The sequence below is a fragment of the Erythrobacter sp. Dej080120_24 genome (assembly GCF_036322605.1).
Taxonomy (GTDB): domain Bacteria; phylum Pseudomonadota; class Alphaproteobacteria; order Sphingomonadales; family Sphingomonadaceae; genus Erythrobacter; species Erythrobacter aurantius.
On the sequence record NZ_AP027262.1, the window covers coordinates 2,388,423 to 2,408,278 of the forward strand.

General features: G+C 63.3%; 17 protein-coding genes. 9 read left to right on the top strand and 8 right to left on the bottom strand.

The window, feature by feature from the left end; genetic code table 11:
• The first annotated feature begins 30 nt into the window (after positions 1–30).
• The 3 genes from bla to AABA34_RS11440 are packed head-to-tail and all read left to right on the top strand — an operon-like array spanning position 31 to position 2,481.
• Positions 31–888 carry a subclass B3 metallo-beta-lactamase gene (bla, locus tag AABA34_RS11430; RefSeq protein WP_338302737.1) on the top strand — a complete coding sequence of 286 codons (858 nt, stop codon included), beginning with the start codon at positions 31–33 and terminating at the stop codon, positions 886–888.
• Positions 885–1,802 carry a 50S ribosomal protein L11 methyltransferase gene (locus AABA34_RS11435; protein WP_338302739.1) on the top strand — a complete coding sequence of 306 codons (918 nt, stop codon included), beginning with the start codon at positions 885–887 and terminating at the stop codon, positions 1,800–1,802. Before bla ends, AABA34_RS11435 begins: the two co-directional genes overlap by 4 nt.
• Entirely contained in the window at positions 1,792–2,481 is a 690-nt protein-coding gene (locus tag AABA34_RS11440) for a DUF2459 domain-containing protein (protein WP_338302740.1), read from the top strand. Before AABA34_RS11435 ends, AABA34_RS11440 begins: the two co-directional genes overlap by 11 nt.
• Here AABA34_RS11440 and AABA34_RS11445 read toward each other — a convergent pair.
• From AABA34_RS11445 to ligA, 3 genes are read right to left on the bottom strand one after another with little or no spacing between them, the layout of a single operon-like run.
• A complete protein-coding gene (locus AABA34_RS11445; protein ID WP_252257973.1) occupies positions 2,467–2,976 on the bottom strand; it encodes a CinA family protein in 510 nt (169 codons plus the stop codon). The genes AABA34_RS11440 and AABA34_RS11445 overlap by 15 nt on opposite strands.
• Positions 2,977–4,170 (bottom strand): fumarylacetoacetate hydrolase family protein, encoded by a 1,194-nt coding sequence (locus AABA34_RS11450; RefSeq protein WP_338302741.1) that lies wholly within the window; start codon positions 4,168–4,170, stop codon positions 2,977–2,979. It abuts the gene before it with no gap.
• 24 nt (positions 4,171–4,194) lie between these two features.
• Positions 4,195–6,267 carry an NAD-dependent DNA ligase LigA gene (gene ligA / locus AABA34_RS11455; RefSeq protein ID WP_445083731.1) on the bottom strand — a complete coding sequence of 691 codons (2,073 nt, stop codon included), beginning with the start codon at positions 6,265–6,267 and terminating at the stop codon, positions 4,195–4,197.
• Between the two features lie 392 nt (positions 6,268–6,659).
• Between ligA and AABA34_RS11460 the strand changes: the two genes are divergently transcribed.
• The gene (locus tag AABA34_RS11460) at positions 6,660–7,019 is read left to right on the top strand and encodes a hypothetical protein (protein WP_252257976.1); all 360 of its coding nucleotides are present in this window, start codon (positions 6,660–6,662) and stop codon (positions 7,017–7,019) included.
• Between the two features lie 96 nt (positions 7,020–7,115).
• Here the strand turns inward: AABA34_RS11460 and AABA34_RS11465 are convergent, their stop codons facing one another.
• Both AABA34_RS11465 and recN read right to left on the bottom strand, forming a co-directional pair.
• On the bottom strand, positions 7,116–7,676 hold the full coding sequence (locus tag AABA34_RS11465; RefSeq protein WP_338302742.1) for a hypothetical protein: 561 nt from the start codon (positions 7,674–7,676) through the stop codon (positions 7,116–7,118).
• Positions 7,673–9,340, bottom strand: a complete 1,668-nt coding sequence (gene recN, locus AABA34_RS11470; protein WP_338302743.1) for a DNA repair protein RecN — start codon at positions 9,338–9,340, stop codon at positions 7,673–7,675. The genes AABA34_RS11465 and recN overlap by 4 nt, the downstream gene beginning before the upstream one ends.
• 168 nt (positions 9,341–9,508) lie before the next feature.
• On the opposite strand from recN, the gene AABA34_RS11475 reads away from it, so the two are divergent.
• Positions 9,509–9,976, top strand: a complete 468-nt coding sequence (locus AABA34_RS11475) for a DUF1499 domain-containing protein (RefSeq protein ID WP_338302744.1) — start codon at positions 9,509–9,511, stop codon at positions 9,974–9,976.
• 30 nt (positions 9,977–10,006) lie between these two features.
• Here the strand turns inward: AABA34_RS11475 and AABA34_RS11480 are convergent, their stop codons facing one another.
• Both AABA34_RS11480 and AABA34_RS11485 read right to left on the bottom strand, forming a co-directional pair.
• Complete coding sequence (locus AABA34_RS11480; RefSeq protein ID WP_034954269.1) at positions 10,007–10,801, bottom strand: outer membrane protein assembly factor BamD; 795 nt, start codon at positions 10,799–10,801, stop codon at positions 10,007–10,009.
• A 76-nt stretch (positions 10,802–10,877) separates the two neighbouring features.
• Positions 10,878–12,818 carry a lipoxygenase family protein gene (locus tag AABA34_RS11485; protein WP_338302745.1) on the bottom strand — a complete coding sequence of 647 codons (1,941 nt, stop codon included), beginning with the start codon at positions 12,816–12,818 and terminating at the stop codon, positions 10,878–10,880.
• A gap of 152 nt (positions 12,819–12,970) precedes the next feature.
• On the opposite strand from AABA34_RS11485, the gene AABA34_RS11490 reads away from it, so the two are divergent.
• Positions 12,971–14,143 carry a GGDEF domain-containing protein gene (locus AABA34_RS11490; RefSeq protein ID WP_338302746.1) on the top strand — a complete coding sequence of 391 codons (1,173 nt, stop codon included), beginning with the start codon at positions 12,971–12,973 and terminating at the stop codon, positions 14,141–14,143.
• 14 nt (positions 14,144–14,157) lie between these two features.
• On the opposite strand, the gene AABA34_RS11495 is transcribed toward AABA34_RS11490, so the two are convergent.
• Positions 14,158–14,424, bottom strand: coding sequence for a metal-sensitive transcriptional regulator (locus tag AABA34_RS11495; RefSeq protein ID WP_034954271.1), 267 nt, complete (start codon positions 14,422–14,424; stop codon positions 14,158–14,160).
• A 75-nt stretch (positions 14,425–14,499) separates the two neighbouring features.
• Between AABA34_RS11495 and AABA34_RS11500 the strand changes: the two genes are divergently transcribed.
• The 3 genes from AABA34_RS11500 to AABA34_RS11510 all read left to right on the top strand — a co-directional run bounded on the left by AABA34_RS11500 (position 14,500) and on the right by AABA34_RS11510 (position 18,110).
• Entirely contained in the window at positions 14,500–16,212 is a 1,713-nt protein-coding gene (locus AABA34_RS11500) for a copper resistance system multicopper oxidase (protein WP_338302747.1), read from the top strand.
• Positions 16,212–17,216 (top strand): copper resistance protein B, encoded by a 1,005-nt coding sequence (locus tag AABA34_RS11505; RefSeq protein ID WP_338302748.1) that lies wholly within the window; start codon positions 16,212–16,214, stop codon positions 17,214–17,216. The genes AABA34_RS11500 and AABA34_RS11505 overlap by 1 nt, the downstream gene beginning before the upstream one ends.
• A 153-nt stretch (positions 17,217–17,369) precedes the next feature.
• A complete protein-coding gene (locus AABA34_RS11510) occupies positions 17,370–18,110 on the top strand; it encodes a hypothetical protein (protein ID WP_338302749.1) in 741 nt (246 codons plus the stop codon).
• Positions 18,111–19,856 lie beyond the last annotated feature (1,746 nt).

Sequence of the window (19,856 nt, forward strand, 5' to 3'; positions counted from 1 at the left end):
GCCATTTTGCTGGCGGGATGCAGCACCGGCATGTCCTCTTCCGATTTTGTGGAGCGGGTCGGGGATGCGCAGCATTCGAGCGATATTGCGCGCTTCGCCTCCGAGTGCGAGCCGTGGGACGACTGGAACAAGCCCGCCAAGCCGTTCCAGATCCACGCCAACACATATTATGTCGGCACCTGCGGGATCGCGGCAATCCTGATCACCTCGGACGAAGGCCATGTCCTGATCGACACCGGGACCGCGGAAGGGGCCGATGTCGCGCTGGCCAATATCCGCGCGCTTGGTTTTGCCCCGGCAGACATCCGCGTCCTGCTCGCCAGCCATGAACATTTCGACCATGTCGGCGGCATGGCCAAGATGCAGGCGGCAACCGGGGGCGAAGTCATCTTCTCCGAAATCGGCATCCATGTGCTGGCGAACGGCACCGACCATCCCGATGATCCGCAATTCGGGATGCATCCACCCATGCAGCGCATCACTCACGGCATGCCCTATTACTACGCAAATGCGCCCGAATTGCTCGCCCGCTTCGGCATCACCCCGCATCTCACGCCCGGACACACGCCGGGCGCGATGAGCTGGCAATGGGAAAGCTGCCAGAACGATATTTGCAAGACCATCGTCTATGCCGACAGCATGAGCCCGGTCAGCAGCGACGACTACCGATTCTCCGATCACCCGGAATATGTCGCGCAATACCGTGCCGGGATCGAGCGGCTGCGCGGGCTCAAGTGCGACATCCTGCTCACCCCGCACCCCTCGCACAGCAAGATGATCGAGCGCGCCGCCACTGGCACATTCGAAGACGGGATGACCTGCGCGGACTATGCCAATGCGAAGACCAGCGCGCTGAATGAACGATTGGCGAAGGAAGCGGCACAATGACCAGCTGGAAACTTTCCGCCTTCGCGCCCAAGCGCGTCGTTCAGGCGGCCCTGCTCGCGCATGACGAACTTGACGAATGGGATTTCGACCTCGTCATCGCAGGCCGTGAAGTTGCCGAGGACAAGCCCGACGACTGGGTGCTCGAAGGGTGGTATCCGGCAAAACCCGGCAAAGAGCAAAAGCAAGCGCTCGCCGGACTGTTCGCAGGCAAGGCGCCGAAGATCACGGTCGAGCAATTGCCGGACGAGGATTGGGTCACGCTATCGCAGCAGAACGCGCCCCCGATCCGCGCCGGACGGTTTCATGTCCACACGCCCGATCATCCCGCCGATCCCGATCTGATCGACTTCGTGATCCCCGCCAGTCAGGCCTTTGGCACGGGGCAGCACCGCACCACGGCCGGGTGCCTCGAAATGCTGGGCCATATGAAGGCGCGCGGTGTGGTGGCGCGTGATGTCGCGGATATCGGCACGGGCACGGGCCTGCTCGGCTTTGCCGCGCTCGCGCTCTGGCCGCGTGCCAGCGTGACGCTGACCGATATCGACGCTGTCTGCGCTCCGGTGGTGGAGGACAACGCCGCGCTCAACGGTATCGCCATGGGCCCGCACGCGGGCGAAGCGGTGATGGTGGTGGCCGACGGGATGGATCATCCGCTGATCCGCCTGCGCGGTCCCTATGATCTGCTGATCGCCAATATCCTCGCCGGGCCGCTCGTCAGCCTCGCCCCTGATTTCGGCAAAGCGGTGTCGCCGGGCGGCTCGCTGCTTCTCGCGGGGCTGCTGGCGGGTGAGCAGGAGGCGAAGGTGCGCCGGGCGATGAAGCGCGCCGGGTTCCGCATGGTCGCCCGGCTTCAGCGCGGCGATTGGGCGATCCTGTGGCTGCGACGGCGGTTCAGGTTCGGACGTGCTCGGTAAGGCGCTGAATACCCTGCGCTGGCTGGGGATCGGCTTTCTCGCGGCGACTCTGGTCTTTGCTCTCGCGGGATGGATCGGATCGTCGATCCCGCGCAATTCGGGCTGGCAGGAGCCATTGTCCATGCAATCCCGCCATGTCGAAGTGCTGATCGGCTCCAACGGCATTCACACCGAAATCGTCATGCCGCTGGTGACGCCCGAAATGGACTGGCGCGCCACCTTCCCCGCCAGCGACATCATCGCCGCAGACCGCCCTTACACCCATGTCGCGGTAAGCTGGGGGGAGCGGGATTTCTTCCTCGAAACGCCGACCTGGGCCGATGTGAACCCGCTGACCGTGATCGGCGCGATGCTGGGCGGCGATGCGGTGCTGCATGTTGCGCATTACGTGCGCCCTGCCCCTTCATCGGATTATCGCCCGCTGCGCCTGCGCCCGGAGGAATATCGCGCGCTTGTTGCCGCCATAATCGATCACCTGCCGCCTGAAGGGGAGCGGGTGCTGTATCCCGGATACGCCGCGCATGACGTGTTCTACAGCGCGCGCGGCACCTATCACATTGGCAACACCTGCAACCAGTGGACCAGCGACCAACTCGCCCGTGCCGGTGCCATCACGGGTTGGTGGACGCCGTTCCCCGGCGGGGTGATGAAATGGGTGCCCGAGTTACCGGGATTCTGACAGCGTATCTTCCAGCAGCGCGAGCGCGTTGCGGGTGAAGGCCAGCATGTTGTCGATCCGGTCATCGCTGCCGGTCTCGATCATCCGCGTCAGTTCCGCGCCTTGCCCCGCCAATGCCGCCACGCTGCGACCCGCTGGCGCGCCAGAGGGATGCGACGATCCGCCCACCGAACCGCTTTCGGCCAATCCCCATTCGGCATGGAAATTGTCGCGGATCGCGCGCGCTTGAAGCAGGGCATAATCCTCGCTCGCACCGCGCATCCCCTTGTAGGCTTCGCGCGGGAGGTCGAACAGCACATCGCGCGCGCGAAAGGAATAGACCACCCCGCCTCCGACGAAGAAATCGAGCGCGCCGGGCACTGTCAGCAGGCTCGCCGCGATAAGCCCGCCGGTCGCGCCATCGGCCACCGCGAGCTTTTCCCCGCGCCCGCGCAGCAAGGCGCCGATCCGCACGGCTTGGGGGTGGAGTTCGCGCAGCAGGTTTGCTTCAGCCATTCACCCGGTCACTTCGACAATGATGTCGCCAAGATGGTTCGATCCGTGCACCACAGTGTCGCCGGGTTTGAGGAAATGCCCGCTTTCCACCTCATTGGCGATGAATTCGCGCTTCACCGTGTTGACCAGTCCGGCGCGCGCCAGGGGGCCACCGCGCAGGACATAGGCGACGATCCCCTCGATCATGTCGGCGCGCGATGGCGGGGTGAAGATCACCCCTTCGGATGTGCCGGACATCAGCGTCATATCCGTCGTGATCCGGCCTTCGGGCGCGAGCGGTTGGAACCCGCCCGCGTAGAAGAAGCGCGGCTCCGCCATGTCGCCCAGCGCCTTTTCAGCCAGAGCGCGGAAATCGAGCGTCATCTCGCCCCCGCGCGCATCCTGACGCGGATCGCCGTTGACGCTGGTAGTCATGCGGAGATTGGCGACGAAGCTTTTCCAGTCACGCGGCACCACGATGAACGGGCCGGACGGGTAATGGCCGGTGCCGCTTTTTGCATCGGAAAAGCCGAAACCGGAATCGAGATTGTCCGTATCGGCTAATTGCACCAGCACGTTGCGATTGGTGAAATCGCCACACAGGAACACGCCCTTCACCGCCGCGTCGAAATCGGCGAGGCTGGCGATGTCACGGTCAAACCGCATGCACAGTTCGACTTCGTAATCAAGCAGTATGCCCTCGCGCGCCCTGATCGTGGTGCGCGCAGGCGTGGCCGTGCCGAACTTGGGAAACTGGAACACCGATCCGCTGTTCGCTTCTTCGGCGTGTTCGGGGAAATTGGTGCCCGTGCCGATATGCGCCGCACCGCCGGGTGCGGAGGGGAGCAATGCGTCATAGGGCAGGTTCATTGTGGGCAGACCGGCCAGAGCCTCGGGCGTGATCGCATCGGCAGGCAGGCTCGCCAGATCGCGCAAGGGATAGCTTGTCCGGTCCGCCCCGAGATCAGCCAGATCGACTCCGGTCACGCTTTCACCGTCAAAGCCCGTCACCAGCAGGGTTGCCGCTTCTCCGAATTCAAGTTCGTACTGCGCCAGCGTCAGCGCCTCGTCCATCGGGGCGAGCCGGGGGTCAAGCGGCGCGTCTTCGAAGCTGGCGGGATTGCCCGTGGGATCGGGCGAAGTTGCCCAGGCGATGACTGTGCCCGCCACCAAGACCGCCACCACGGCGGCCAGCCATTTCACGATTCTGCGCATGGTGTTCTCCCCTCCACCTTCTGCCTATCCGGCGGCTGCGACAATCTGCGCCCAGCCGGCCTCGTCAATCACCTCGATACCCAATTCCTGCGCCTTTTTCAGCTTTGATCCCGCGCCGGGTCCTGCGACCAGGAGATCGGTCTTTGCGCTAACGCTTCCTGCCGCCTTCGCGCCGAGCCGTTCGGCCTGCGCCTTGGCTTCGTCGCGGCTCATGGTTTCGAGCTTGCCGGTGAACACTACCGTCTTGCCAGCGACGGGGCTGTCGAGCGTTTCGACCACATAGGGTGGCGGGGTCACTTCGGACAGCATGTCCTCCCACACCGCGACATTGTGCGGTTCGTGGAAGAAATCGCCCAGCGCCTCGACCACCGAAGGGCCGATGCCGTCGATCGAGGTCAATTCGGCAACCGCTTCGCTGTCACCCGCCCTTGCCCGCTCGGCAAGCTGCCGCAGCGCGGGCAGTTCGTGGATATGCTTCATCAAATCGCGCGAAGTCGTCTCGCCCACATGGCGGATGCCCAGCCCGAACAGCAGCCGAGCCGCATCCGGTTCGCGCCGCGCTTCGACCGAGGCGAGCAGATTGTCGACCGACTTTTCCTGCCACCCGTCGAGCGCAAGAATATCGCCGCGCCGCTGCTTCAGACGGAAGATGTCAGCCGGGCTTTCGAGCCATCCCAGCGCAAAGAATTGCGCGATGGTCTTCGATCCGAAGCCGTCGATGTCCAGCGCCTTGCGGCTGACGAAATGTTCAAGCCTTTGCGTGCGTTGCGCCGGACAGATGAGGCCGCCTGTGCAGCGCACATCGACTTCGCCTTCTTCCGCGACGGCTTCGCTGCCGCATTCGGGGCAGTGATCGGGGAAGGCGAAACCGGGCCGATCTTCCTCGCGCGTCAAATTCTCCACCACCTGCGGGATCACGTCGCCCGCGCGCTGGATCACCACCCGGTCGCCGGGTCGCACGCCCAGCCTTTCGATCTCGTCGCGGTTGTGCAGCGTCACATTGGTGACCGTCACCCCGCCCACCAGCACCGGCGCAAGCCGGCCCACCGGAGTCAGCTTGCCCGTGCGCCCGACCTGGATGTCGATCGCTTCAAGTGTCGTCTGAGCCTTTTCAGCCGGGAATTTGTGCGCCAGCGCCCAGCGCGGGGCCTTCGACACGAAACCGAGCCGCTGCTGGTAATCGAGCCGGTCAACCTTGTAGACCACGCCGTCGATCTCATAGGGCAGATCGGGCCGCTGCCGCCCGATTTCCTGATAATGCGTGATCATTTCATCGACGCTGCCCGTCACCGTCAGGAACGGCGAAAGCGGGAAGCCCCAGCCTTCGATCATGCGCATCATTTCTTGCTGCGTGGCGCAGGGAACATCGCTCGCCGCGCCCCAGCCATAGGCCCAGAATTTGAGCGGGCGTTTCGCCGTCACGCTCGCATCCTTCTGCCGGAACGAACCGGCGGCGGCATTGCGCGGATTGGCGAACAGCTTGCCGCCCGCCTCTTCCTGCGCGGCGTTCAAGGCGGCGAAATCGGCCTTCGACATATAGACCTCGCCGCGCACCTCGAAGACTTCCGGCACACCGGCGGGCAGGCTTTGCGGAATGTCGGCGATGTGGCGGGCGTTGGCGGTCACATCCTCGCCCACCTGCCCGTCCCCGCGCGTCGCCGCGCGCACCAGTTCGCCGTTCTCATACCGCAGCGAACACGACAGCCCGTCGATCTTGTCCTCTGCTGTAATCGCCACCGGATCGCCGTCCGACAGGTTGAGATAGCGCCGGATGCGCTGCACCCATTCCTCCACCTCCTCGCGGTTGAAGGCGTTGTCGAGGCTCATCATGCGAACCTCGTGGGTGACCTTGCTCAACGGTGAGGCAGCGACTTCATGCCCGACCTTGCGCGACGGGGAATCCTCGCGGACGAGATGCGGAAACGCCTCCTCCAATTCGCGATTGCGCCGTACCAGCGCGTCATATTCCGGATCGCTGATCTCGGGCGCGTCCTCGGCATGATACAGCCGATCATGATGCGCGATCTGTTTCGCAAGCCGCATCAGTTCATTGGCGGCTTCGGCTTCGGTGATTTCGGCGCTTGGCATGGGCGGCATGAATTCCACTTTCTTTGCCCCCGCTATGCCCGAAGGTCTCAAAGCGGAAAAGTGCCATGCTACACCCCCAATCCAGCTTTCCCCAAGCCACCATGACAAGCCAATTCCAAAATTCGGGGCGTCTTATTCAAATAGAAGATATCAAATTCAAGTATTTGCAAAGCCTTCCTTGTTGTCACCCCAAATATGTGGTTTTATTGAATTACGGGTAGCATCACGACTTACGAGTCAATGCAAATATTATCATATTTGCATATTTGGGGAGATGCATAATCATGAAAATCAAGACAATTTTGGCTGCAAGCGCCATTTCCTGTTTATTTGCAAGCAGCGCGCTTGCTCAAAGCTTCACTTATGATGTCGTTTGGCAACCTGTTGAATCAATTGGTGGAATGACAGGGCCGGACGGCTCACGCGGCGGCGGGGGCGGAGTCGTCGATGGCGCCTACACCACCACTTACGCCGATGGCTCCGTGGAAAAGGGGACGGTGCGCTGTGTCGGCATGCAACAACCCGACAGCGGCCTTTTCGCCATCCACATGAGCTGCACCGCCAAGGATAGCAGCGGCACCGCGTCGCTCCTCTATGGCTGCAACTATCTGGGCCAGCCCGGTCCGGAAACTCCGCTAGGCTGCGTCGGCGGCCTTCAGGGCAAGACCGGAGACACCGCAGGGCGTCGCGGATCGCTGACAATGGAATGGTATTCCGCCACGCAATCGCGCGGCACAGGCCAGTGGTACGGCGGGGAATAACCGCCGGCCATCCGTCCCGGCTGCTGGTCTGACGACCGGCGGCCGGGATTGATCAAGAGACGGACGACTTCGGGGACGTAGGGCATTTAGAACCCATCACGCCTCCTCGAGCCACCCCGCAGCCATTAGCGCGGGAACCGCATTCGGCCCGCACCGAACCGCGCCGGGGCCGGATCCATGCGCTCGCCAGCCCTTCCGAACATGGCGGCCGATTGCATTGTAAAAACCCGTCAGCAGGTTGGCCTTGTCCTCAAACCCGTGGGGATAGCCTGCGGGAGGGCCTCCGGAAAACGGCGGCGGGCCGTAGAAGGTGACCGACGAAAACCCGGCCCAGAAACGCGCGTGCAGAACACCTTCCGCCACGGTTTCAAAAGGCTCGTACAGGATCTTCGGCCCGGCAAATTGCGACCTTTGCCCCACTGGCCCGTAATCCGCGATGCTGCGCCATCTCGCCTCGGCAAGCTGTTCGCGGGGGAAAGCTTCATCGGAAATCACGAACAGCCGCGTGTCGGGCACGGCGTCAAAGGTTGCCGCTTCCTCGACAAGGGTCCTGCCCTCACGCTCGTAATCGCGGGCGAGATAGCCCCCGCGCGATCGGATGAATTGCAGCAACTCCGCCTCGTCCTGTTTGGCAAGGTAGAGGTTGATTTGCGTCACACGCCCTCCAGCAGCCGATCTGCCTGCGCGCGGGCTTCGGGTGTGACCTCGGCACCGGACAGCATGCGGGCGATCTCTTCCTGCCGCCCTTCGGCGTCCAGCAACACAACGCTGGTTTTCGTGACCGTGCCTGAGGACGATTTGGCGATCATGTAATGCGTGCCGCCGCGTGCCGCGACTTGCGGGCTGTGGGTGACGGCCAGCAATTGCCCTTCGTCAGCGGCCAGACGCGCCAGCCGTTCGCCGATGGCGCTGGCCACCGCCCCGCCCACGCCGCGGTCGATTTCGTCAAAGATGATCGTCGCCGCCCCGCCCTTTTCCGCGAGCGCGACCTTGAGCGCGAGGATGAAGCGCGACAGCTCGCCCCCCGATGCGATCTTGCCCAGCGGGGCAAAGTCCGCGCCGGGATTGGTGGCGATCAGGAATTCGGCGCTGTCCATCCCGTGCGCGCCCCAGCGTTCTTCCGGTAGCTTGCCGATGGCCGTGAGGAAACGCGCCGCGTCCAGTTTCAGCGGGGCGAGTTCCGCCGCGACCGCCTTGTCCAGCTTTTTCGCGGCGGCGATGCGCAGCTCCTGCGCCTTTTCGGCGGCCTCGACATAGGCGGCGCGGGTTTCCTTCACCGCTGCTTCGAGCGCGTCCAGTTGCGCCTCCCCACCTTCGATCGCGTCAAGCTTGCCGCGCATCTCGCGCATCAGATCGGGCAGGTGATCGACTTCGCAGCGGTGCTTGCGGGCGAGCGCGCGCAGTTCGAACAGGCGCGTTTCGGCGGCATCGAGCGCGGCGGGATCATGGACAAGCGCCTCGGCCGCTTTCTCAAGCTTTTCCTCCGCCTCGCCCGCTTCGATCACGGCGCGATCCAGCGCGGCGAGCGCTTCGGCCAATAACGGGTGCTGATCGGCGATGCGATCAAGCTTGCGCGCCGCCACCCTGAGCGCGGCGAGCGGCGAATCCGATCCTTCCCAGACGTGACGCAGCTCTTCCAGATCACCGGCCAGCTTTTCGCCCTTTTGCATGTCGGCGCGAGTCGCGGCGAGGCGCGCTTCCTCGCCCGCTTGCGGTTCGAGCGCGGTCAGTTCGGCCAGATGCGCGATCAGCAAATCCTGATCGGCCTTGGCCTGTTCGACTTCGCTGCGCGCTTCGGAAAGCTGCGCCTCGGCCTTGGCCCATGCCGCCCAGCGCCGTTCGAGCGCGGGCAGGTCAATCCCGGCATAGCGATCCAGCAGCGCGCGGTGGCCGCGCGGGTTCACCAGACCGCGATCATCGTGCTGGCCGTGCAGTTCGACCAGCGCCGGGGCCAGTTCGCGCAGCAGGGCGACGCTGGCGGGGGAATCGTTGATGAACGCCTTTGACCCGCCATCGGCCTTCACCTGCCGCCGGATGATCAGCGGTTCGCCCGGCTCGATCTCGATATCGGCATCGTCCAGCGCCTCGGCAATCGGTTTGGGCAATTGGGCGAATTCGAAACTGGCGGTGACGCTCGCCTTGTCTTCCCCGGCGCGAACCAGCGAGGTTTCGGCGCGATCCCCCAGGACAAGGCCGAGCGCGTCGAGCAGGATCGACTTGCCCGCCCCCGTTTCACCGGTGAGCACGCCAAGCCCGCGCCCGAAATCAAGGTCGAGCGCTTCGATAAGTACAATGTTGCGGATCGAAAGCCGGGTCAGCATGTCGGCTTTGGTCTAGCCGCAAGCTTTGGCCACGTCACGCGTCCACACGCAAATTATCCGCGCCATTTGAGAGTTGTGGCGGCATCGGGTATTGTCAGGCAAAAGGATACAAGGTCGCCATGCAGGCCGCAGCCTGCCCTTTACCTTTGATCGAGAGGCGCAACGGCCATGGCAGCTTTCAAGACGATACTGTTCAGCGCAATCGGCCTGACTGTGGCGGTGACAGGCGGAATGTTCGTGCTGGGACAAGCCTCGCAGCGCGGATCGGCAGCGGGAATTGTGGGCGGGACACTCGCGCCTTGTCCGACGAACACCTCCAACTGCGTGTCGAGCGAGGCGGGGACGCCGGATGGCAAGCGGGTCGAGCCGTTTCCGCTGGAGAGCTGGGAAACGCTGCCTGCCGCGATTGAGGACATGGGCGGGGAGATCATTTCGACCTCGGACGGCTACATCGCCGCGAGCTTTACCTCTGGCACTTTCGGGTTTGTCGACGATCTCGAACTGCGCAAAGGCGACGATGCGGTGCACGTCCGCTCCGCCTCGAGGGTCGGGTATTCGGACATGGGGGTCAACGCTGCGCGGGTAGGCCAGCTAAGGGATGCGGTGTTCGCGGCCGCCCCTGAACCGGTCACGTGAGCTGAGTGATCAGCTGAATGATCTCTGGCTTCAGCTGGGTGTGACGCCGGCGGCGTTGTCCTGCACCAGTTCGAACGCCTTTTCATACCATTCGGTGCCGGGGTAGTTCGCGCCGAGAACGGCGGCGTATTTCACCGCTTCTTCGCGCAGGCCCAGCGCTAGGCTGCTTTCGGTCAGGCGATACAGCGCTTCGGGTGCGTGGCTCGTGGTTTCGTACTGCTCCACCACGTTGCGGAACCGCAGCGCGCCTGCGAGCCATTGGCCCGAACGCTGGTAATGCCGCCCGATCTCCATTTCCTTGCCCGCGAGGTGATCGGCCACGAGGTCCAGCTTCAGGCGGGCATCGGCGGCGTATTCGGTCTGCGGGAAACGGCGGTTCACCTCGCGCAGCGCGGTTTGCGCCTGCTTGGTGATCGACTGGTCGCGGTTCACGTCGCTGATCTGCTCGTAATACGACAGCGCGATCAGGTAATAGGCGTAAGGCGCATCCTTGTTGCCCGGGTGGATCGAGAGGAAACGCTGCGCGTTCTGGATCGCCTTGTTGTAATCGCGCGCGGTGTAATAGCTGAAGGCGCTCATCAACTGCGCACGCCGGGCCCAGGGCGAATAGGGGTGCTGGCGCTCCACCTCGTCGAACAATGCGGCAGCCAGCACGACATTGCCCCGGTCAAGCCGGCGCTGCGCCTCGGAATAGAGCGATTCGACGTCGCGCGCGACATAGGCGACGTCTTCATTGGCGGCCCCGCCGCCGCATGCGGCAAGGGTGGATACAGCCGCGCCCAGCAGGGCGGCACGGGTCAGGCGAATGCGCAAGTTCGTGATCATGGAGCGCGGTATAGCCACGGCTCTGCTGAACGCCAAGTGAAGTTGCGCGGGTTTTCCCGTCCGCCCTGCTGCCGCGTCAGATATTGGTGCTGCTCGGGATCAGGCTGGGCAGCAGGAAGGTGTAGGGATGCAGCCGGTTGGCGTTGCGCTCGACAATGGTCTGCTCGACTCCGGCGAGCGCCGCGTTGAACCGCGCCAGCGGCCCGTCTTCACCGATGATCGCCGGGTCCTGGAACCACTGCGGATAGGGATATTGCGGCGAGACATAGGTGCCCAGCGGGCGATAATAGATCGAACCGAGGAGATAGAGCACCTTCAGCTGCTCCAGCGCCATTTCCTGTGGCGGCATCATCGCCAGCCACTGCGCCTTGGTCGCCCCGCCCTGCACATCCGGAGCCTGCTGCCACAATGCACCGGTAACCGCGGGCGCGAATTCCATGATCGCCTTTTGCGGGAAATTGACCGCGGCGTGCTGCGCGCTGCCGGTGAAGATGATCATCGTCAGCACCTGCACCAGATCGGCTATTGTGGCGGGGGTGACAAAGCCTTCGATGCTGCCCGCCCCGGCTATCGCGCTGCCCCATGCGGCTAGTTCGGTATCGCCCGCGACATCGCTGTCAGCCGCATAATAGACCGAAACATAAGACCGCACCCAGCCCTCTATCGCTCCCCACACCAGCAGCGCATCGTCGCGATAGGGGTAATCCGCCAGCTTCGAATCCGGGCCGAACCCGCGCGCGGCGAGATTGGCGGGCAAGGCCCCTTCGGCAAAATTGAAGCTCAGCCGCGCCTTGGCCGCCGTCGCCTGGCTCGATTCGATTGTGCCGGCAAAGATGTGGTCGATCGGCCCGCCCTTGGTGATCAAGGAAACCGCCGCCGCCCAGTTGATGAACAGCGTCCCTTCGAAATGGCGCACCAGCAGCGCCCACAGCGGGTGCTGATCCGGCAGGTGACGATGAGTGGCAACCGCCACCGCCTCGATCACCAGATGGGTGCGCGCCAGATGCGCGAACAGCTCGTGATAATTGCCGTCGGCGGCCTGCACGCAGAACTTCGCCATTTCCCAGCCCCATTGCCGGTCCGGATCGGTCGAAGGCGTGATCACCTCGCAAGCGGGATTGGACGGATCGCAATTGATCGCGATCGGCACCAGCGAACCCGACTGCGGCGGCACCGCGAACAGCGCGACCGGACAGGTCAGATATTTCGCCTGACCGTTCCAGATCCCCGGTTCGATGGTTGCCAGATCCTTGTAATCGCACTGGAAGATGCGCCCATCCGCCAGCGCCGCCGCCAGCGTGTCGTTCGGCACGATGGCGGCATATTGTTCCGCAGTGATCGGGCAGGAGGCAGGCACGCTGCCTTCCACCAGTTCGATCAGCACAGCATTCGGCCCGGCCACCCGCAGCCGCGCGAATTCGCGATCATCCTGAAAGGTGTAGGCGATGGCGGGAATGTCGATGGTCTTGAAGATTTCGCGGTAATCATCGATCGAGCGCGGATCGGACGCACCGCTCGCCGCTTTCAAAGCGGCCCGATGCTCGATCGTGGAAATCAGTTTCGCCGCGTAATCCTTGAGCGCGGCGACACCAGCCTTTGCCGCTTCCTCTTCGAGAAATTCACCGACAACGGTGCCGATGTTCTTCTTCGTCACCTTGGTTCCGGCGATCTTCTGTTCGAGCGAAGTCACCAGCTTTTCGACCGCGCCGACAAAGGCCTTGTCCGCGTCAAGCACCAGCGGATCGAGCGAGGCCAGCCCCTTGGCCGCCAGCGCCTCTTCGGCGGCAGTGTCGTTGCGATGGATCTGCAGCAATACGCCCACCAGCATCAGCCACCATTCGAGCGAAGGCTGTTCACTGTCAGGCAGGTTCTTGACCGCAGGAACACCCGGCAGCGAAGGGACCGCATCGGTCCATTCATACTGCTGCTGCATCGTTTCCAGATACGCCTTGCGCGCCGCCGCCCCGGCAGGATCATTTTGCGGAATTGTTGGGTTTACCGGTGCCTGCTGCGCCATGTTATTCTCCGACCTCGTGATTACACGCAGGACAACTTGCAGTTTATGGTAAACAATCCTTTAAGTTGCTGATTTTACTTTTATTGGACAAGTCCAGACGAGTTTCGCGAATTCTAACCATTTGTTAGGTGACCCGCGCTAATCCCCCTTTCATGAGTGGTTTCAAGAAGTTCGTCGCACGCCATGCGATCCCGGATGTGGCTCCGGATATTCGCGATGAATTCGTGATCCACGCCGCGGGCGAAGTACAAAAGAACGCCCGCTGGCTGTTCTTCCTGCTGTTCCTGACGACCCCGCTGGCGATGTTTGCGGGCAACCCGGATGTGCCGTGGATGGTGCGCGTGGGCATGCCGATCGCGATGGGCGCTTACTGCCTGCTCGGCTTTGTCATGCTCAGCCGCCGGATCGATTTTTCCGCGCGCCCGAAAGTCGCCGCGCATTATGTCGTCGACAGCGCAATCTCCAGCTGCTTCGGCGCGGTGATCTGTTCATCGTGGTGCGTGCTCAGCTGGCTCTACGCACCGGCGGATGACCGGCTGCAATTCCCGATCATTCTGGTGATGGGCGCACTGGCGACAGCCTATTGCCTTGCCAATGTCCGCATCGGAGCAATTGCCAATCTTGTGATCGACCTGCTGCCGATTTCGCTGTTGCTTGTCACCAGCGGGCGGACGCTGGATTTCGCCGCAGGGTGCAGCCTGCTGTTTGCGGGATTGTTCCAGTGGCGCATGATCAACGCGCACCAGCGCCACGTGCTCGATCTGCTACAGCTCAAGAAGCAGAACCGCACTCTGGCCCTCACCGATCCGCTCACCGGCCTGCTCAATCGCCGCGCGCTTCAGGATTTTGCCGATGCGCTGGGCGATGATCGCGAACCGGCCCGCTTGCTGCTGATCGATATTGACCGGTTCAAGACGATCAACGACGCTCACGGGCACGACATGGGCGACGAAGTGCTGGTCAGGGTGGCGCAGATCATCGACGGGTTCAGCGGCAACAATGTCAGCGCGGCGCGGTTGGGTGGCGAAGAATTCGCCTTGCTGGGCAGCAATGCCGATCTGCCCCCGGCGACGGCCTTGCAGCTTCTCGCCGCAGTTCGCGAAGCGGACATGCCGCATGGGCAGCAGGTGACGATCAGTGTCGGAATCGCCGAAGGCATGCTGAATTACGAAGACGGCTGGCAACGGCTTTACACCGATGCGGACATGGCGCTGTACGAGGCGAAAAACACCGGCCGCAACCGTTTCTGCCACATCAAGGAAATCGACGAAGGCCAACCGCGCCGCCGCGGCGAAGACCTTCCTGCCCCGTCAGCCGCAGCCTGAACGGCGACCGCGCGCTATTTGCGTGTGCGTTCCAGCAGATCGACCAGTTCTTCAAACTTTTCGCGCTGTTCCTTTTCATCGCCGCTGGCGATGGCTTCGGCCACGCAGCAGGCGGCGTGATCTTTCAGCACCTGGCTTTCGACCTTGGCCAGCGCAGCCTTGATCGCCTGGATCTGGTGCAGCACATCCATGCAATAACGATCATCCTCGATCATCTGGGCAACTCCGCGCACTTGCCCTGAAATCCGGTTGAGCCGCTTTACCTTGTCTGCCGCCTTCATTGCCTACTGCCCTGTTTACATACCTGCTGGGGGTATAGTAACGCTGCCCGTCCCTCGAACGAACCAGATCTACCCATGCCCCTTGTCCCATCCCGCCGCGGTTTCATAACCAGCACGGCCGCGCTCGCAGCCGCTGCCACCCTGCCCATGCCTGCATGGGCGCGCGGAGGCTCGATCGGCCATGCACGCAACGGTTTCGGGGAACTTTCGGGCGAGGACATCAACCTGTCAATCGGTAATGCGCATTTTGCAACCGGCGGTCGAACCGGCCACGCCTTTGCCGTCAACGGCACGGTGCCCGGTCCGCTGCTGCGATTGAAGGAAGGGCAGAACGTCCGGCTGCACGTCACCAACAATTTGGACGAAGACAGCTCGATCCACTGGCACGGGCTGCTTTTGCCGTTCCAGTTCGACGGTGTACCCGGTGTCAGCTTCCCCGGAATCAAGCCGGGCGAAACCTTCACCTATGAATTCCCGATCCGCCAGAACGGCACCTATTGGTGGCATTCGCATTCGGGGCTTCAGGAACAGGCCGGGCACTACGGGCCGATCATCATCGAAAGCGCCGATCCCGATCCGCGATACGATCGCGACTATGTCGTGCTGCTGAGCGAGTTCACGCCGATCCACCCGCATGAAATCATGCGCAAGCTGAAGGTCGGCGAACATTACTTCCAGCGCCAGATGCAGACCATGCGCGAAGGCGAGATGCCCGGTAGCGAACGGCGCATGTGGGGCCAGATGCGGATGAATCCGCGCGACATCGCCGATGTGACTGGCTCGACCTACACCTATCTGATCAACGGCCACGGCCCTGCCGACAATCTGCTACTGGAATTCCGCCCTGGCGAACGGGTGCGGCTGCGGGTGATCAACGGATCGGCCATGACCTTCTTCAACGTCCGCATACCGGGCGTGCCGATGACGGTGATTCAGGCCGACGGGCAGGATGTCGACGAAGTCGAGGTGGACGAATTCCAGATCGGGGTTGCGGAAACCTATGACGTGATCGTCGCGCCTTCGGACGGCAGCCATGCGATCGTGGCGGAGGCAATGGACCGCAGCGGCATGGGCGTTGCCAGCCTGACAAGCCACAAGGGGCACATCGCGACGCCGCCTCCCCTGCGCAAGATTCCGACGCTGACGATGACGGACATGGGCATGGTGGACCATGCGGCGATGGGGCATGGCTCGCACGACATGGGCGGCGAAAGGGGCGGCATGCAGCACAACATGCGCGACACTTCGCTGTTGCCCGATGACGTGAAAGTCGGCCCCGGCATCGACATGGTCGCGCCCAGCCCGATGGACCGGATGGATTTTCCCGGCCTCGGCCTTGACGATCTGCCGCACCGGGTGCTGCGCTACACCGATCTCAAGGCGAAGCGGATGAACCCGCACCGCAGGGTGGAGCGCGAGATGGAGATCCATCTCACCGGCAACATGGAACGCTACATGTGGAGCTTTGACGGGCGGAAGTTCACTTCCGTTACCGATGATCCGATCCGCTTCGGCTATGACGAGCGGGTGCGGGTAAAGCTCGTCAACCAGACGATGATGGCGCATCCGATCCATTTGCACGGCCATTTCTTCGAACTGGTCAACGGGGCGGATCACATGCACCAGCCCCTGAAGCACACCGTGGTGGTGCAGCCGGGCGGAACCGCGACTTTCGATCTGACCGCGGACGAGCCGGGGGACTGGGCGTTCCACTGCCACATGCTCTACCACATGCACGCCGGGATGATGCAGGTGGTGACGGTGCGGCCGTTCCCGGAGAATTCGTGATGCGCGCTGCTTTGCTTGCCTCGGCGACCCTGCTGGCCGCGCCGCTCGCCGCGCAGGATCATTCGGGGCATGGTGCGCATGGTTCGCACGCCGGGCTTGGCTCGCATGATGCCCACGCCGGGCATGGAACGCCCGCGCAAACGCCTGCGATGGATCATTGCGCGATGGGCCACCTTCCGCCGGAGCAATGCCCGCCCAAGGATGAGCACGCAGGCCACGCCATGCCGCAGGACAAGTCCGCTCCCGGCGCCGCGCCCGAAACCGCTGTCCCGCAGCGCGCTTTCGAAGGGCCGCGCCATGCGGCCGACGCGATTTGGGGAGCGGAAGCCATGGCCACTGCCCGCACTGCCCTTGCCGAAAGTCACGGTGCCATGCGCACAGGCATGGTGATGCTCGAACGGCTCGAAGCGCGCATCCCCACCGAAGGCGGCTCCGAAGGCTACCTGTGGGACGCGCAGGCATTCTACGGCGGCGACATCAACCGGCTGGTGATCAAGACCGAGGGTGAAGGCGAATTCGGCGGCGGGATCGAGGATGCCGAGATCCAGGCGCTCTACAGCCGCGCCATCGGCCCCTTCTTCGACCTGCAGGCCGGCGTCCGCTTCGACCCTGAGCCTGACACCCGCAGCCATGCCGTCATCGGCGTGCAGGGCCTTGCGCCCTACATGTTCGAAGTGGACGCAGCGCTGTTCCTGTCCGACCGCGGCGACATCACCGCCCGTATCGAGGCCGAGTACGACCAGCGCATCACCCAGCGCCTGATCCTGCAACCCCGAATCGAAGCCGAGCTCTCCGCCCAGTCCATCCCCGAACGCGGGCTTGGCGCGGGGTTCACCAAGGTCGAGCCCGGCCTGCGCCTGCGGTATGAGATCGAGCGCGAATTCGCCCCCTACATCGGCATCGAATACGAAGCGAAGACGGGCGAGACAGCCGACATCGCCCGCGCCGCCGGTGAAGACCCGGACGGGATCAAGCTGCTGATCGGCCTGCGCGCCTGGTTCTGACCCGCAACCGCCCGCAAGGCGGGGCCAATTTTCCTACTCCGGGCTTTTGTGGTTTAGGCTCATCGGTCGCTTGCGACCGCAAGGGCGACCGCCCGCCCGCAGCGCCGCAGGCGCGAGGAAATCGCGCGCCGGATGGCGTGCGGAAAGGAAAAAATGACCCGCCGCACCGATCCCCGAACCACCCGCCTCCCCGTCCCCGCGCGGGAGCTTCCCGCCTTCACCCCCGTCCCGCGCCGCTGCGTGCGGCATGACGGCTGGACTCCCGAACGCCAGCAAGCCTTTATCGAGGCGCTGGCCGACACCGGCAGCGTCGCCGCCGCCTGCCGCACCGTCAACATGAGCGCCGAGGGCGCCTATTACCTGCGCCGCCAGCCAGGTGCCGAAAGTTTCCGCACCGCATGGCAAAGCGCGCTCGACCTTGGCGTGCAGCGGCTGGAGGATGTCGCGATGGAGCGCGCGCTCAACGGCATCGACGTGCCCGTCTATTCCTATGGCGCGCTGATCGGCACGCGCAAAAGCTATAACGACCGGCTGCTGATGTTCCTCCTGCGCAACCGCGCGCCCGAACGCTTTGGCAAGCACGGCAGCGATCTCAAGGGCCTCAACGCCGTGGGCAAGATGGAGAAAGCGCGGCTCAAGAAGAAATGGCGGAAAGAATGGGAGGGCGAGCAGCGCCAGACCTCCCCCGCCGAAGTCCGCGCCAGCATCGATGCCAAGGTCGAACGCGTGCGCACCGCCGTCGAGGCGGAGAAAGCCGCCCACTTCGTCCGCCTCTCCCCCGAAACCCGCCGCGCCTTTGCGCTCTACGAACGCCTGCGCGCGCGGGATGAGGCGAGGTTGGCTGGAGAGGAGGATGCGGCGGGATTGGTGAGCAGGTTGAGGAAAGAGGGGTAGAGGTCATGGGGCGCGCACTCTCCGCCCACCCTGAGCTTGCCTGCGCTCGCGTACGCGGGGGTCGAAGGGCTGCCCCCTCTTTCACCGCGCTTACCAAATCCGAAGAAGTGCAGTGCTTCGACAAGCTCAGCACGAGCTTGGGTGAGCTAGGTTGACGCGCGCGGCCTCACTCCTCTCCCATCCGCAGCGCCGCGACAAAGGCCCCAGGCCAGATTGCTGCCACCCTCATCCACAAAACCCGTCATCCTGAACTTGTTTCAGGATAACGACCCGAAGCGCCAGCCACAGCAGGCTATGCTGAAACGAGTTCAGCATGACGGAATGGGCCTCACTCCTCCCCCATCCGCAGCGCGGCAACAAACGCCTCCTGCGGAATAGACACATTCCCCCCGGCCTACGCCGGGGCAGGCCGCCCTGCGGGCGCTCCCGCATCCGCGACTTGCACTTCTTCTGCTTTTCCAGCAGCTTCTTCTTGTGGAAGGGTTACGCTAGTGGTAATTTGATCTAGATTGTTTTGGGGGGACATTATGATATCGAGCGTTCTTCTAGCTTTGCAGTCGCTCGGGAATCTTGGGCCAGCCGCACCTCCCCCACATATGGCGACGATCGATTGTAACTCCATCCAATGCTCACCAGATTTGCTGGCGTGCCAAGCGGTGCAGCAGCAGCAAGTTTCGGATGGTTTTAGTCTCACCATACCGCGCGGATGTACTTTCGAGCTGCCTAGAGGTCTCACTTCTATCCAACTTTCTTCCTTGGAAATGGGAGACGGCGCAACGCTGCTAGTGACGACCAGTGCAGAGAGGTTTCGACTGGTGGCACTCAATTCCAAGTTCGGATTTGACAGTGCGATCATAGCAATGAGCATAGGCTCGCTCCCAAACGGCAGCCCCCGCCCCGGCCCCGAGATTGAGGTGGTTCTTGGAAATGCGCGTTTCGACTTCGATGACAGTGGCCAAAGCCGCTGGCTTCCGCGCAGAGTCTGGCGTGGCCCGGGCAAATTCACTATCGTTTCGCTCGCTGGGGCAGGAAACATGGGAGTCGCTGGACTTCCAGGTAACAACGCCGGCGGCATCGACTGCATTAGCAAGGGCCGGCCTCCGACGACCGGGCGCCCTGGTGAGCCCGGGGGCGCAGGAGCGGATGGCGGACCGCTTAGCGTGGTCATTCAACTTGCCGCTGACCAGCGTTTGCCTTCGGCCAACGACATGACCATTGAAGCGCGCGGAGGAATGGGCGGTTTCGGAGGAGCGGGAGGCCTTGGAGGGCGCGGGACACCCGGCGTTTCATGCGGATTTTTCCGGCGTGGCGGTTACACAGATGCGCCTGCGGGACCGCTCGGACCTAATGGCCCCGATGGCGTTCAAGGCCCGGTCGAACTGCATTTTCTCAAGTCTGACGAGAAGCTTCCGATAGGAGGTTAACTTAGCACAAGAGATGCTGTCCGAACTACGCGGAGCTTTTCATACACCGTTCCCACACGGTACTCATCATTGAGAACAACTCCTCACCCATCCGCAGCGCGGCAATAAACGCCTCTGGTTTGATCGCCGCCACCCCCGCCCCGCGCCGTTCCGCGATTGCTGGCGCAATCGCTCCATGCGCCACGTGGGGTGGCCTGCGGCCGTCTTCGACTCCAGACGGGTTCCGCTACGCGGACCCGCTGGCCGGAATGCGCGATGCGCTGGCGCGCACCGGCTTGTAACTTGTCGCTTTCTGCGAAAGCGTCGGCGTTACGCGCCTTCG

Coding starts and splice junctions, on each gene's coding strand:
- AABA34_RS11510 (WP_338302749.1), top strand. CDS start 17,370: ATGACCCGCCGCACCGATCCCCGAACCACCCGCCTCCCCGTCCCCGCG.
- bla (WP_338302737.1), top strand. CDS start 31: ATGTCCTCTTCCGATTTTGTGGAGCGGGTCGGGGATGCGCAGCATTCG.
- AABA34_RS11445 (WP_252257973.1), bottom strand. CDS start 2,976: ATGGCTGAAGCAAACCTGCTGCGCGAACTCCACCCCCAAGCCGTGCGG.
- recN (WP_338302743.1), bottom strand. CDS start 9,340: ATGCTGACCCGGCTTTCGATCCGCAACATTGTACTTATCGAAGCGCTC.
- AABA34_RS11495 (WP_034954271.1), bottom strand. CDS start 14,424: ATGAAGGCGGCAGACAAGGTAAAGCGGCTCAACCGGATTTCAGGGCAA.
- AABA34_RS11480 (WP_034954269.1), bottom strand. CDS start 10,801: ATGATCACGAACTTGCGCATTCGCCTGACCCGTGCCGCCCTGCTGGGC.
- AABA34_RS11505 (WP_338302748.1), top strand. CDS start 16,212: ATGCGCGCTGCTTTGCTTGCCTCGGCGACCCTGCTGGCCGCGCCGCTC.
- AABA34_RS11450 (WP_338302741.1), bottom strand. CDS start 4,170: ATGCGCAGAATCGTGAAATGGCTGGCCGCCGTGGTGGCGGTCTTGGTG.
- AABA34_RS11485 (WP_338302745.1), bottom strand. CDS start 12,818: ATGGCGCAGCAGGCACCGGTAAACCCAACAATTCCGCAAAATGATCCT.
- AABA34_RS11460 (WP_252257976.1), top strand. CDS start 6,660: ATGACAGGGCCGGACGGCTCACGCGGCGGCGGGGGCGGAGTCGTCGAT.
- ligA (WP_445083731.1), bottom strand. CDS start 6,267: ATGCCGCCCATGCCAAGCGCCGAAATCACCGAAGCCGAAGCCGCCAAT.
- AABA34_RS11490 (WP_338302746.1), top strand. CDS start 12,971: ATGAGTGGTTTCAAGAAGTTCGTCGCACGCCATGCGATCCCGGATGTG.
- AABA34_RS11475 (WP_338302744.1), top strand. CDS start 9,509: ATGGCAGCTTTCAAGACGATACTGTTCAGCGCAATCGGCCTGACTGTG.
- AABA34_RS11500 (WP_338302747.1), top strand. CDS start 14,500: ATGCCCCTTGTCCCATCCCGCCGCGGTTTCATAACCAGCACGGCCGCG.
- AABA34_RS11435 (WP_338302739.1), top strand. CDS start 885: ATGACCAGCTGGAAACTTTCCGCCTTCGCGCCCAAGCGCGTCGTTCAG.